Source organism: Synechococcus sp. MU1648 (assembly GCF_023630615.1).
Lineage (GTDB): Bacteria > Cyanobacteriota > Cyanobacteriia > PCC-6307 > Cyanobiaceae > Parasynechococcus.
This window is the reverse complement of the sequence record NZ_JAKUHI010000011.1, coordinates 1-13,674: the sequence shown is the minus strand read 5'-3', so window position 1 is coordinate 13,674 and position 13,674 is coordinate 1. Positions and strand designations below refer to the sequence as shown.

The following is a 13,674-nucleotide window of genomic DNA, read 5'->3' as shown; positions in this document are numbered from 1 at the left end:
AACCGGCGGGTGCCACGATGGCTGAGATTCAGTCGGCACCTTCCCAATGGCCACGTTCGAAGGACGTTTCTCTGACGCAGCTGGTCTGCGCGTCGGCATCGTCGTGGCTCGTTTCAACGATCTGGTCACCGCCAAGCTGCTGAGCGGTTGTCTCGACTGCCTCAAGCGCCATGGCGTTGATGTGTCGGAGACCAGTTCACAGCTCGATGTGGCCTGGGTGCCTGGTTCATTCGAACTGCCGATCGTGGCGCAGCAGATGGCCCGCTCCGGTCAGTACCAGGTTCTGATCACCTTGGGGGCGGTGATCCGTGGCGACACGCCCCATTTCGATGTGGTCGTCGCAGAAGCCAGCAAGGGCATTGCGGCGGTGGCCCGAGACACGTCCGTGCCGGTGATCTTCGGGGTGTTGACCACCGACACGATGCAACAGGCGCTGGAGCGGGCTGGCATCAAGAGCAACCTCGGCTGGAGCTATGGGCTGGAGGCGCTGGAGATGGGCAGCCTGATGCGCGCGTTGCCTTCGGCTTGATGCTTCAGGCCGCCAGCTGATCCAGCACCTGACGCGCCCGTTGCACCACCGGCTTGGGCACGCCGGCTAAGCGCGCCGCTTCGATGCCGTAGCTGCGGCTGGCGCCGCCGGATTGCACCTGGTGCAGAAAGACCAAGTCGTCGCCGGTTTCCTCCACCAGCACCTGGAAGTTGGCCACGTTGTCGCGTTCGGAGGCCAGGTTGTTGAGCTCGTGATAGTGGGTGGCGAACACCGTGCGGCTGCCTAGATCGCCGGCCAGGTGCTCGCTCACGGCCCAGGCGATCGAGAGGCCATCAAAGGTGGCGGTGCCCCGGCCGATCTCATCGAGGAGCACCAGGGATCGATCGCTGGCGTGGTGCAGGATGTTGGCGGTTTCGGCCATCTCCACCATGAAGGTGGACTGGCCGGCGGCCAGATCATCCACGGCACCCACCCGCGTGAAGATCCGATCGGCGATGCCCACGCTGGCGGATCGGGCCGGTACCCAGCTGCCGATCTGGGCCATCAACTGGATCAGGCCGATCTGACGCAAATAGCAGCTTTTTCCACTGGCGTTGGGGCCGGTGAGCACCACCAGGTCGGTGCCGTCACCGAGTTGCACATCGTTGGGAGTGAAGGCGGTTTCCACCAGCCGTTGCTCCACCACCGGATGGCGGCTGGCCTCCAGCTGCAGGGCGCGGCTCTCGGTGATGGTGGGGGCGCAGTAGCCACCACTGGCGGCCACATCGGCCAGGCCTGTTAGGGCATCCAGCGCAGCAACGGCGCGGGCCGCCTGGCGGATCGGGGCGGCCATGGCGCCCACCTGCTCCCGCAATTGGCAGAACAGCTCGTATTCCCGCTGGCAGGCGCGGGCCCGCAGCTGGAAGATGCGGCCCTCCCGCTCCTTGAGGTCGGGCGTGATGAAGCGTTCCTCGTTGGCCAGGGTCTGGCGCCGGATCCAGTGGTCCGGCACCGAGCTGGCCTTGGCTTTGCTCACCGCCAGGAAGTAGCCGAAGGTGCGGTGGTGCTGCAGCTTCAGGGTGCTGATGCCACTGCGTTGGCGCTCCTGTTGCTCCTGATGGTTGAGCCAGGCGTCCTGATCGTCCAGCTGGTTGCGCAATCCATCGAGCAGCGGGTCGACGCCGTCGTGAATCAGATCGCCTTCCGAGAGCGATAGGGGCGGTGCTTCCACCAGGTTGTGGCGAATCGTCTGGGCCAGTTCCGCCAGGGCTGGATCGGGGCTGAGCAGCTGTTGCAACCAGTCGGGTCCCGCGCTGATCGCTGCCTCCAGCCGTGCGGTGAGTTGGGGCAACCGTTCCAGGCCATCAGCGATGGCCACCAGATCCCTGGCACCGGCATGGCCCGCCCCAGCCCGTCCGGCCAACCGTTCCAGATCTCCCATCGGCCGCAGCAGCTGGCGGATCGTCAGCCGCAGGCTGCGTTCGCCCACCAGGCTGCTGACCAGATCCTGCCGCTGCTGAATGGCCTCGCGGTCCATCAAGGGCGCTTCCAGCCAGCGGCGCAGGCAACGGCCGCCCATGGCGGTGAGGGTGCGATCGATGGCCCAGAGCAACGACCCCTGCAATTGGTTGTCGCGCTGGGTGGCGGTGAGTTCTAAGTTGCGGCGGGTTTGGGCATCCAGCACCAGGGCATCGCCGCGGTGCACGATCGCCGGCACCTCCAGGGGAATGCGGCTGTCGTCCTCCAGGGGCTGAGTCTCCTGCAGGTAGCGCAGCAGGCCGCCGAGGGCCTGCAGGGCCAGGGGATGCTCCGGCAGCCCCAGGCCATCGAGGCTGCTGAGGCCGTAGTGCTGCTGCAGGGTGTGCTCCGCCTCGGCGGGGCTGAAGGGGGTGCTGGCCATTAGCGTCAGCCGCAGCCTTTCCGGACACCAGGCCGGCCGGCCCGCGTCGTGCTCGGCGCTCCAGAGCAGTTCGGAGGCCTCCTGCTGGGCCAGTTGCTGGTGCAGGGCGCTGCTCTCCTCCCGCTGCATCACTTGCACCTCGCCGGTGCTCACATCGGCGCTGGCCAGGCCCCAGCGCAGCGGTTGCTTGCCCTTGGCTGGCTCCACCACCACCGCCGCCAGCCAGTTGTTGCGGCGGGCGCTGAGCATGCCTTCCTCCAGCACCGTGCCTGGGGTCAGCACCCGGGTGATGTCCCGTTTGAGCAGGGCGCCCTTGGTGGGGGTGGTCTCCAGCTGATCGCAGAGGGCCACGCTGTAGCCCTGCTTGATCAGTTCGGCGCAGTATCGCTCGGCGGCATGGTGAGGGATGCCCGCCATCGGCACCCGGCCGATGGCCTTGCCGCCCTCCTTGCCGGTGAGGGTGAGTTCCAGCACCCGGGAGAGTTCGATCGCGTCTTCGAAGAAGCACTCGAAGAAGTCGCCCAATCGATAGAGCAGCACCCGCTCCGGATGGGCGGCCTTGAGCTCCACGTAGTGGCGCAGCATCGGCGTGAGCTGCTGCGGATCCAGTTGGCTGTGGTGGGCCCAAGCCGGATCGTCGCTGCTGGGTTCGGGATCGCTGGCCCCTGGGCTGTCAGCACTGGTGGCGCTTGCGCTGTCCTGGCGTTGGCGGGGCCGGGCGGCGGCATCGGCCCCGAGCTCGTCGTCGCTGAGATCGTGGCTAGCCGCCTCAGGTTCGCTGGCTGGCGCAGCCGGTGCGGCCGGTTCGGGCGCTCCGAACAGATTGCCCTGCAGGGCGTCGTCAGGGGGCTGGGACGCGGACCGGGGCATCGGCTGCTCTGACGAATCCGGATCGTACCGGGCCTGACTGGATTGAGATGCCTCAGCGCCGCAGCACCATTAACTGTTGAGGGTTTGCATCCTGGAAACCCAGTTGCCGGTAGAAGCCGGCACTTTTGGTGGTCATCAGATACACCCGCTCTACGCCCACCACCGGCGGGGTGTGGAGGAGTTCTTCGATCACCCGGCGGCCCAGGCCATGGCCCTGCAGATCGCCGGCCACCACGATGTCCCAGAGCACGGCGCGGCTGAAGCCATCGGAGGTGGCCCGCCCGAAGCCCACCAGCCGCTTGCCCCGCCAAAGGCTCACCACGGCATCGCTCCCTGCCAGCAAACGCCGCAACTGGGAAAAGCTGCGGCCGCGGGCCCAGAAGGCATGGCGATCGAACAGACGTTGCAGCTTGATCAGCGCCCGGCTGGGGCGCAGATCCGGCCCAAGGCCGAGCCAGCGCAGGCCGGGGGCTCCGGGGGCGTGGTGAACCAGCCGGATCGGGGTCACGGGTCGGGGAGCCGCAGCACTTCATCTTGCTCCCCGGTGATAATTGACGGCCGCCGTTTGGCACAGCACCCATGCCCGCCTACGACCTCACGGCGCCCTATACCCCTAAAGGCGACCAGCCGACGGCGATTAAGCAGCTGGTGAAAGGGGTGAATGGTGGTGAGCGCTATCAGACCCTGCTGGGGGCGACGGGCACGGGCAAGACGTTCACGATGGCCAATGTCATCGCTCAGACCGGCAGGCCGGCCTTGGTTTTGGCCCACAACAAAACTCTGGCCGCCCAGCTCTGCAATGAGCTGCGGGAGTTCTTCCCCCAGAACGCCGTTGAGTACTTCATCTCCTACTACGACTACTACCAGCCGGAGGCCTACGTTCCTGTCAGCGACACCTACATAGCCAAGACGGCGTCGATCAACGAAGAGATCGACATGCTGCGCCACTCGGCGACGCGGTCGTTGTTCGAGCGTCGGGATGTGATCGTTGTGGCCTCAATCAGCTGCATTTACGGCCTGGGGATTCCCAGTGAATACCTCAAGGCGGCAGTGAAGTTCGAGGTGGGGGAGACCCTCAACATCCGCGGCCAGCTGCGGGAGTTGGTGAACAACCAGTACAGCCGCAACGACACCGAAATCGCCCGCGGCCGTTTTCGGATGAAGGGAGATGTGCTGGAGATCGGCCCTGCTTATGAAGACCGGCTGGTGCGGATCGAGCTGTTCGGCGATGAGGTGGAGGCGATCCGCTACGTCGACCCCACCACCGGCGAAATCCTGCAGAGCATGGATGCGGTGAACATCTACCCGGCCAAGCACTTCGTCACCCCCAAAGATCGGCTCGACACCGCCATTCGTGAGATCCGCCAGGAATTGCGGGATCGGCTGGATGTGCTCAATGGCGAAGGCAAGTTGCTGGAGGCCCAGCGGCTGGAGCAGCGCACCAAGTACGACCTGGAGATGCTGGGTCAGGTGGGCTACTGCAACGGGGTGGAGAACTATGCCCGCCACCTGGCTGGTCGCGAGGAGGGCACGCCGCCGGAGTGCCTGATCGATTACTTCCCTGATGATTGGCTACTGATCGTTGACGAGAGCCATGTCACCTGCTCGCAGCTGCAGGCGATGTACAACGGCGACCAGGCCCGCAAGAAGGTGCTGATCGAGCACGGTTTCCGCTTGCCCAGTGCAGCCGATAACCGGCCGCTCAAGGGCGAGGAGTTTTGGCAGAAGGCGCGTCAAACGGTGTTCGTCTCGGCCACGCCGGGCAATTGGGAGATGGAGGTGAGCGGCGGTGAGGTGGCCGAGCAGGTGATCCGCCCGACGGGGGTGCTGGATCCGGTGGTGGAGGTGCGGCCCACCACCGGCCAGGTGGATGATTTGTTAGGGGAGATCCGCGATCGGGCTGCCAAGAACCAGCGGGTGCTGGTCACCACGCTCACCAAGCGCATGGCGGAAGACCTCACCGATTACATGGCGGAGAACGAGGTGCGGGTGCGGTATCTGCACTCGGAGATCCACTCGATCGAGCGGATCGAGATCATTCAGGATTTGCGCCTAGGGGAATACGACGTGCTGGTGGGGGTGAACCTGCTGCGGGAGGGCCTGGACCTGCCGGAGGTGAGCTTGGTGGCGATCCTTGATGCCGACAAGGAGGGCTTCCTGCGGGCTGAGCGGTCCTTGATCCAGACCATCGGTCGGGCCGCCAGGCACGTGGAGGGGGTGGCGCTGCTCTATGCCGACAACATGACCGACTCGATGGCCAAGGCCATCTCCGAAACCGAGCGTCGCCGGGCGATCCAGCAGGCCCACAACGAGAAGCACGGGGTGGTGCCCACCGCTGCGGGCAAGAAGGCCAGCAACTCGATCCTCAGCTTCCTGGAGCTAAGCCGCAAGCTGAAGCAGGACGGCCCCAATGCGGATCTCGTGGAGGTGGTGGGCAAGGCTGCCAAGGCCCTTGAGGACGATCCTGATGCAGGCCTCGCACTGGAGGCGTTGCCTGAGTTGATTGATCAGTTGGAGTCCAAGATGAAGGAAGCGGCCAAGAAGCTCGACTTCGAAGAAGCTGCCAACCTGCGAGACCGGGTCAAGCAGCTACGGCAGAAGATGGCAGGGTCTCACTGAAGCGATGCCGCATTCGGTTGGATTGTTTGACCAACGGGCCCTCTTTGGTGCATCATCGTTAGGCCGAAGGGAGGCCACTCCGACGGCCGATCTGCGGATGTAGCTCAGTGGTAGAGCATCTCCTTGCCAAGGAGAGGGTCGAGAGTTCGAATCTCTTCATCCGCTTTCTCAATACCAATTATAAATATTTACTTGGTGTAAGTTATTTGTGAAAGAATTAACTTTTGGTTGCGAGATTAATAACATATAGACTTCCATTGGCGATACGCCTCTATGAGTTCAGTGTAGTTTTCTTCTCTCCATATTTGTAATGTCGCTTCGCGGCTGGCTAGATGATAGGTATTAATGTGTTTTTGATGAAGAGATGATGTTTCTGCTTCAAGACAAAATAATGGAAATGTGCTAACCCAGCATGTATTTTCAGGCAAAGAAGCGTATAGCCATTTGTCGGCAACTGGTCTTATCTTGTATGGATGAGTAAGAAAGTGAAAATTAGTTAATATTTTTTCTATAATGCGTCCCAATCTCCTTTTCAGAAATGGAATAGCACTTTGATTTAGTAGAACTGCACCATTTCCATGACTCTTTACGCAATTTTTCGGAACAACTAGAGTTCGTCCTCTGCTTTCCTTCCATTCATGATGAAGCTTGCTACGGAGATTCCCGTTAATCGGTGCCATTTGGATTGCAAGTGCATCTTCCGGAACATTTTCAATGATTTCATTTAAACAAACAGGCCAATTGTGAACTGTGGCCAAACTGCTCCCGACATCATCTTCCATTAATAAAAACCAGCCACAACTTGAGTCATAATTTTCAAGAGATTCTACGAGCATTTGCCAACTGCATAAGCACGCAAGCTCTCCCCTATTTGTAATTCTATTAGGAATATCTTCATCATAAATGAAAGCGCCGGGGAAAGATGTCCCCTTATGCCAAAATTTTTCTAATGGAATAAATTTATTTTTTGGATCCGAACCGTCTATGGCATCAAATCGGTAATTATTAATCCAACCTCCCTCCCTCAATGCATATTCCATACGCTTTTTACGTATGATCTGGCTATTTAAGTTGATCCAAAATAAAGGAAATCGACTCATTATTATAGTTTTTGTTGATGTCGAACTAGGTTTCAACCTGCAAATCATATCTTACTTCATTCAGCTTGGCAGCAAAGGCTGCTAAAATAATTGAAATTCGAGCACTGGCATCGGGAACTCCAAATGGGTTGCCGATCACCCAAGGCAATATTCATTGTTTAATCATGGACAATCCTTCTTCCCAAATTACAAATAACAAAAGTAATGCTATGTCTGATTCAGAAATAACTGATAATAAAAATGATTCAAAAGACAATGTAACTATCAAATTATCCTTGGCTACTCAGTTTAATGAACGAGTAAGCCAATGGATGGAAAAAAATAGGAGTTTATCTCTTCGCCAAACACCTATTTGGGCTCAAACATTGGCAGGAAGCCTTTTTCTGCTTGGTACTATTTCTATAGTCGCAGGTGTATTTTACCGTATAGATGAAGTCGTTACAGTTAGTGGACAATTAAAGTCCATTGGAGGAACAATTGAGGTCAAAACACCTGCTGGTGGCAAAATTAAAGCGGTTTACTTTGAGGACGGAGATACTGTGAAGAAAGGCGATTTATTGCTTAGATTTGATGCCACACAAGCAGTGAATGATATTCAATCGGCTGAACGATTGATGGCAACAGAAAAAAAATCATCTTCCTCAAGGATTAAATCCTATACTACGCAGCTTTCTATTCTAAAAACTCGTGCAGCCGTGATATCTAAAAAGTTAAATACAAAGCAGATGTTTTTGTCTGAATATCAAAAACTCGAACAACTTGGAGGAGTATCACGAATTCAGGTCTTCGATATGAAGGATAGGGTATTAGAACTTGAAGAGTCATTTGCCTCAACAAATAATCAAATAGAACAACTGCAATACCAAATGGATTCACTTAAGCTCGAATCTCAAAAAACCTTAGAGCGGTTGTCTAATGATATTGCTAGGAATGAATTGCAAGTACAATACCAAAATGTACACGCGCCGGCCGACGGTGTTGTATTTGATCAAGTAGTTAGAGAAGACAGCGTTCAACCCAGTGGAGAGAGATTGCTTTCGATTGTATCCCAAAAAGGCTTATATGCTGAAGTCAATATTCCTAATAAAGACATCGGTTATGTTAAAGAGGGGCAAACGGCAGATGTACGAATTGATGCTTTTCCTTTCGCTCAATTTGGTACTTTAGATGCTGTACTTGAGAGTGTTGGTGCAGATGCTCTTAAACCAACAGAAACAATCCCTTTCTATAGTTTTTTAGGGAAACTAAAACTTGATTCAGATTATTTATCTAAGGGAGATAGAAAAATTTATCTTAAGCCTGGGATGTCAATTACGACCAATTTAAATCTTGGCAATAAGCCTTTAATAAGCCTTGTAAGTGATATGTTTGTAGAACAAGTTGATAGTGTTAAAAGTATAAGGCAGACACAGCCTGGCGGCTAATCTAATTTTAAAGTCATCATTGATTTTTTATTTAGAGGATTTTTTTTCGTATTTGCGCTTTTTTTCAAGGACTCCGCCTTTCAATGTTAGTTCAAATATGTTTAATTTTAGAAGAAAACTGTGCATTGCAACTAAGTGCTTGTTATCATTTGTAGCGGTAATTACAACCTTTTGAATATCCCCAGATTGATGGTAGACAGGAAAACAACTGAAACATTTAAAGTGCTGTGAGATTTTCATTTGCCACCAATCAGGTGGGGCTAGTAAAATGTGAGCATTTCTTCCGTCTGCCAAGGTTTTTACAGCTGGCTGTAGATCTATTACTAAATAACAGAAATTATTTGTTAAATCATTGATTTCATTTAGTACGTGGTCAATACTATCTAGCTCAACATGCTCTAAAACATCCAGGCAGCTAACGATATCAAATTTACCCGTTGGTATTGTGGCAAACTCTTGAACTGCTGGATCATATCCAGTAATTGTAATGTTAGACTTCATTGATTCACGAATATATTGAATTAATTTCCCTTTACCTGTTCCATAATCCAGAAAGCTATTGCAAAACCCCAGTTGATTAAGCCTGTCTAAAATCTGCGGCAAATGATTTGCGAGTCCAGCTGCATTTTTTCTATTCCCATAGTTATTGTCTTGATGTAACGAGGCATTCAGCTTCTGCTGTTGTTCTGAAATTGTAAGATTTTGCATCCCTGCTGTAGTATTGACCAATCGAGTCTACAACAATTTTTCGCGTGTCATCTACATTCAGTGACCCTAGCCTTTTGGATCCAGCATTTGAAGCATGGTGGAGCCCAAAAAGAGAGGATAGATTCAAATCTTATTTTTCCAACCCATATCTCCTTGCCTTGTCTGGCCACTTAGAACTTGTTCTTAAATATTGGATTCATGTTGAAGTTGCTAAAGACTATTTGGAGGATAATCCAAACTGGGTTTTGAATGAGGGTCAGGAATATATTGAAAGTCAGATTGAGCAAAATAAAATTTCTAACAAGAAATTCTCCAGACTTCCAAAAAAATTATTGGAAGAGAAGTTATTGGTCAAGCCTGCGAGCTTGCTCTGGGCATCTTCGCAATGGTCTCATCTGGCTGAAAAACTCTTTCTGGAATCAAATCATGGGTTAGACCAGATTTCACTTGAGACATTTTCCTCAGAAGATAATGCCATTATGACCGAAGTGTATTATCGATTAGTAGACGATAGCCAGAGTGCATCAGATATAATAAAAAGTTTTCCTAGTATCTCGACTATGACAGTGAAATCCCAAGATATTAATACATTGCCTGCGATAATTTTGCAGGCTATATCGCGACTAAAAAGCCGTGATATTCAGATTTCTAAACCTCTTAAGGTAGATAATAATTTTATTGTCCTAAACGTACTTGATTATGTTCCTTCTGCCTTGGATGATCAGATGACGATGCGGCTGATGGGAATGCTGTTGACTGCCTGGATAGACATGGTTGCTGCTAAAATTGAAAATGATTTTGTGGATAGCAGCTTTGCCCGAGAACAGGTTACTTGAGCTAATTGCATCGCGTAAGCCATTTTCGGCTCTTTCATCATCAAGATTGACAGATATTATTGCTTCATCCAGCGTTAAATCATATACCGCGGGCCAAAGATTGTACGGAAGCGACGAGATACCCCGTTATATCTCTTTTGTCTTAAGTGGAGAATTTAGACTTCTCACATATGATGAATCAATATCACGGATAGTAACCTTAGCAAAGTATGGTCCAGGCCGACTTCTCGGCTGGAGTAGTATTTTGAGAGGCGTTTCTGCTGATTATTCAATTTGTAGCACTAATGCCAAAGTAATTCAGATTCCTGCCGAAAAATTCCTTTATTCGTATCAAAATAGCGATTCTTTCTCTTCCTTTTTTAACAGTAAAGTCACAGAGCAAGAAGTCTTGTTGGCAATTAGTGCTGTTTTTAATACTCAACAGATTAATCAGCGTGATTTGGCTGTAAAGTCATCAAGGTATTTGCCATATGCAAAACTCACGACACTTTCTTCTGAAGATTCACTGCACGTTTCTGATTTAGATCCGGAATGTTTTTGGTATTTAACCACTGGGTGCATTGAAAATCTTGAGCTAGGACAAAAAGTTGCCAACAATAATATTTTAGAAATTAAATCCACCTTGTCTGTTCCTTTAAGGCTTCTAGGCCTTCCCAAAGCTATTGTCTCGTCAAATTTTGACTTAAATGATTCAAATTCTTTTGGCGACACTAACAACACTGCCAATCTAAGTACGCTCAGTATAGAACATAAAGATTCCACAAAAGCTGTTATTCCTTTCTCTTTGGAGCAGTTGGGTATCGTTGAGTCTGAGCAAAAGTCTATTTACGATATTTATCCGTTTATATCTGGGGGATCACCATCTCAAAAAGTGTTAGCTCTATGCCAAATGCTAGCCCTATTTCATAATATACCTTTCCGTAAAGATTCTATTGAGAAAGTTTTAGAAGATTACCTCCGTCGCGATAAGCAATACTCACTTCCAATGTTAGGCGGTTTGCTAGAGTTAATGGGGTACAGATGCCTTGTTGGAAAAACAAATTCTGAAAATCTACTTTCACTAGATTTTCCTGCTGTAGTGTTCATCGATCAAGATCCAGTAATCATATTTGGACTATCTAAACAAAAACTAGTAATTGCCAATCCTCAATCTTCTAAATTAGAAGAAAGGGATTTGTCCGAATTGCCTATATCATTTGGCGAAGAAGTTAAATTTCTATTGCCTCAAAAAACTGATACTACCCCCGAGCAAACGCTCAATTGGTCTTGGTTTCTACCACTTGTTAACAAGTATAGAAAGTCGCTGGCTCTTGTGTTTGCAGCATCATTACTCGCCCAATTATTTGGTTTGGCAATACCTCTTATGATTCAGCAGATTATTGATAAAGTATTAACTCAAGGAAATCTCAATAGCCTCAATTTAATAGGTTCGGCAATGATTGTATTTGCCTTATTTCAAGGAGTTCTGGTTGCTTTGCGTTCGTATATTTTTGTAGATACTACTGATCGAATGGATTTGACGTTGGGATCAACAGTAATCCAGAGATTACTTTCACTGCCTTTATCATATTTTGACAAAAGACCGGTTGGAGAATTAAGTCAAAGGCTGGGAGAATTAAATACTATTCGTGGTTTCCTTACAGGTACTGCTTTAGTAAGCAGTTTGAATATTATATTTGCTTTGATATATCTTGTGGTGATGTTTTTGTATTCACCAATATTATCTCTTATTGCTCTGAGCACTATTCCCTTATATATCATAGTTGTTTTGGTGATTTCGCCAATTTTTAAGTCCCTTATTAGAAAGCGAGCAGTCGCACAAGCTAAAACGCAAAGTCATTTGATTGAGGTTCTAAATGGTATACAAACAGTAAAAGCTCAGCATTTTGAGCTTACTGCAAGATGGAGATGGCAGGATAAATATCGTCATTTTGTTGACGAAGGCTTCAAGAGTTCAGTAATTGGTGTTGCTTCGGGTGAAATCGGAAAATTTTTGAATACCATAAGTAGTTTGCTTGTACTTTGGTATGGAATGTGGCTTGTCCTAGATGGAAAGCTAACTCTTGGAATGCTGATAGCTTTTCGTATTATAAGCGGTAATGTAACAGGCCCATTATTACAATTATCTGGTTTATACCAATCTTTCCAAGGTGTTCAACTTTCGATGGAACGCTTGAGTGATGTGATTGATCAAAAACCTGAACTAGATACAACATCAGCCGAAGTTGGGAAAATTATTTTGCCTCCAATCCAAGGACATATTGAGTTTAGAGATGTTTATTTCAGATTCAAACCTAATGGTCCTTATCAAGTAGACGGCGTAAATATAACGGTTGAAAAAGGTAATTTTGTTGGCGTTGTTGGTCAAAGTGGAAGCGGTAAAAGTACGCTTATGAAGCTTGTACCGAAACTTTATAATCCTGAAAAGGGTCAAATACTTGTTGATGGATATGATATTGACAAAGTTGACCTGGCAAGCTTAAGAAGACAAGTTGGAATTGTTCCGCAGGATTCAATATTATTTGAAGGATCTATCGCTGAAAACATTGCTCTCAATGATCCCAACGCCTCTACTGATTCAATCATTAATGCAGCAAAAATTGCTTGTGCGCATGATTTTATTATGGAATTAGATGAAGGCTACTCTACTCAACTTTCGGAGCGGGGCTCAAATCTGAGCGGTGGACAACGCCAACGAGTTGCTGTTGCAAGAACTATTCTTGCAGACCCGCAACTTTTAATAATGGATGAAGCCACAAGTGCTTTAGATTTTAATACTGAACGTCAATTGTGCGAAAATCTCTATAATTGGGCCGACAATAAAACCGTATTCTTCATAACGCATAGGCTCTCCACCATTAAATCTAGTGACGTCATAATCGTTATGAATAAAGGCAGTGTTGTCGAGACTGGAATTCATGATGATTTGATGTCTTCAAGAGGGAGGTATTTTGCCTTGTATCAGCAACAACAAATTGGTTCTTAGGTGTAACTCTTTTTTGAATTAACATATAGATTATGTTTAGGATTCCCGCAATTTTCGATTTAAAGCTATCTCTACGCTTAGTTTCTTGTGGAATATAAGAGCTTATCACGTGGCCTCTTCTCTTTTCCATCTTGATCTATTGTCTTATCATCTCCCTGTTGCGATAAATAAAACTTTGTCAATCTCCCTATTATTTGTTATTCCGCTTAGATATTTAAATATTATTTTTAAATACATTGGTTTTTAATTATTTATCAAATCTGCTTCCAGGTTATTATTTAGTCAGATTTTGATCTGACGCTATCGTAGATAAAGCTGTACTATATTATTGTTATGACTAATGATTTTAAGTAATTTTTTTGTGAATCAGATATTTGCCTCATAGTATGTGGAATGTGTTGTCTGTATGAGCTATCAGATGATCCCATTGAGAGTGGTAATATTAGAGCCTGTTTTTGATTTAGTTCTAGGTGGTAAGCCGTTTGAGGAGATCCAAAACAAGCCCCTCCTTCGGGTTGCTGATGTGATCTTTGGAGTAGAGAAGCTGTTGATTTAAATAGTAGATGAGCCTCTTGAGGTTAGCTAAGCCCTGCTTTTGACTTAGTACTAGGTGGTAAGCCGTTTGGATAGAGACAAAAAAAGCCCCGCTTCTGGGTTGCTGATGTGATCTTTGGAGTAGAGAAGCTGTTGATTTAAATAGTAGATGAGCCTCTTGAGGTTAGCTAAGCCCTGCTTTTGACTTAGTACTAGGTGGTAAGCCGT

9 protein-coding genes and 1 tRNA gene are annotated in these 13,674 nt (G+C 49.5%); 6 read left to right on the top strand and 4 right to left on the bottom strand.

Going from position 1 to position 13,674, the window contains the following annotated elements; all coding sequences use genetic code 11:
- The first annotated feature begins 46 nt into the window (after positions 1-46).
- On the top strand, positions 47-529 hold the full coding sequence (ribH, locus tag NCN06_RS10630) for a 6,7-dimethyl-8-ribityllumazine synthase (RefSeq protein WP_186494236.1): 483 nt from the start codon (positions 47-49) through the stop codon (positions 527-529).
- A gap of 4 nt (positions 530-533) precedes the next feature.
- On the opposite strand, the gene mutS is transcribed toward ribH, so the two are convergent.
- The gene (mutS, locus tag NCN06_RS10625) at positions 534-3,239 is read right to left on the bottom strand and encodes a DNA mismatch repair protein MutS (RefSeq protein WP_250398919.1); all 2,706 of its coding nucleotides are present in this window, start codon (positions 3,237-3,239) and stop codon (positions 534-536) included.
- 52 nt (positions 3,240-3,291) lie between these two features.
- Entirely contained in the window at positions 3,292-3,747 is a 456-nt protein-coding gene (locus tag NCN06_RS10620) for a GNAT family N-acetyltransferase (RefSeq protein WP_226398901.1), read from the bottom strand.
- Between the two features lie 71 nt (positions 3,748-3,818).
- On the opposite strand from NCN06_RS10620, the gene uvrB reads away from it, so the two are divergent.
- Positions 3,819-5,858: an excinuclease ABC subunit UvrB gene (gene uvrB / locus NCN06_RS10615; protein ID WP_250398918.1), complete on the top strand. Its 2,040-nt coding sequence runs from the start codon at positions 3,819-3,821 to the stop codon at positions 5,856-5,858.
- A gap of 93 nt (positions 5,859-5,951) precedes the next feature.
- Positions 5,952-6,023: transfer RNA gene (locus NCN06_RS10610), tRNA-Gly, on the top strand.
- A 71-nt stretch (positions 6,024-6,094) separates the two neighbouring features.
- Here the strand turns inward: NCN06_RS10610 and NCN06_RS10605 are convergent.
- Entirely contained in the window at positions 6,095-6,958 is an 864-nt protein-coding gene (locus NCN06_RS10605; RefSeq protein ID WP_250398917.1) for a glycosyltransferase family 25 protein, read from the bottom strand.
- Positions 6,959-7,023: 65 nt separating this feature from the next.
- Between NCN06_RS10605 and NCN06_RS10600 the strand changes: the two genes are divergently transcribed.
- The gene (locus NCN06_RS10600) at positions 7,024-8,382 is read left to right on the top strand and encodes an HlyD family secretion protein (RefSeq protein WP_250398916.1); all 1,359 of its coding nucleotides are present in this window, start codon (positions 7,024-7,026) and stop codon (positions 8,380-8,382) included.
- 27 nt (positions 8,383-8,409) lie between these two features.
- On the opposite strand, the gene NCN06_RS10595 is transcribed toward NCN06_RS10600, so the two are convergent.
- Positions 8,410-9,090, bottom strand: coding sequence for a methyltransferase domain-containing protein (locus tag NCN06_RS10595; RefSeq protein ID WP_250398915.1), 681 nt, complete (start codon positions 9,088-9,090; stop codon positions 8,410-8,412).
- A 74-nt stretch (positions 9,091-9,164) separates the two neighbouring features.
- Between NCN06_RS10595 and NCN06_RS10590 the strand changes: the two genes are divergently transcribed.
- Positions 9,165-9,926 carry a hypothetical protein gene (locus tag NCN06_RS10590; protein ID WP_250398914.1) on the top strand — a complete coding sequence of 254 codons (762 nt, stop codon included), beginning with the start codon at positions 9,165-9,167 and terminating at the stop codon, positions 9,924-9,926.
- Positions 9,927-9,972: 46 nt separating this feature from the next.
- Positions 9,973-12,912: an ABC transporter transmembrane domain-containing protein gene (locus NCN06_RS10585; RefSeq protein WP_250398913.1), complete on the top strand. Its 2,940-nt coding sequence runs from the start codon at positions 9,973-9,975 to the stop codon at positions 12,910-12,912.
- The last annotated feature ends 762 nt before the right edge of the window (positions 12,913-13,674 follow it).

Bases quoted from the DNA above. Each gene is read 5' to 3' on its own strand.
- ribH (WP_186494236.1), top strand. From the start codon at position 47: ATGGCCACGTTCGAAGGACGTTTCTCTGACGCAGCTGGTCTGCGCGTC.
- mutS (WP_250398919.1), bottom strand. From the start codon at position 3,239: ATGCCCCGGTCCGCGTCCCAGCCCCCTGACGACGCCCTGCAGGGCAAT.
- uvrB (WP_250398918.1), top strand. From the start codon at position 3,819: ATGCCCGCCTACGACCTCACGGCGCCCTATACCCCTAAAGGCGACCAG.
- NCN06_RS10605 (WP_250398917.1), bottom strand. From the start codon at position 6,958: ATGAGTCGATTTCCTTTATTTTGGATCAACTTAAATAGCCAGATCATA.
- NCN06_RS10595 (WP_250398915.1), bottom strand. From the start codon at position 9,090: ATGCAAAATCTTACAATTTCAGAACAACAGCAGAAGCTGAATGCCTCG.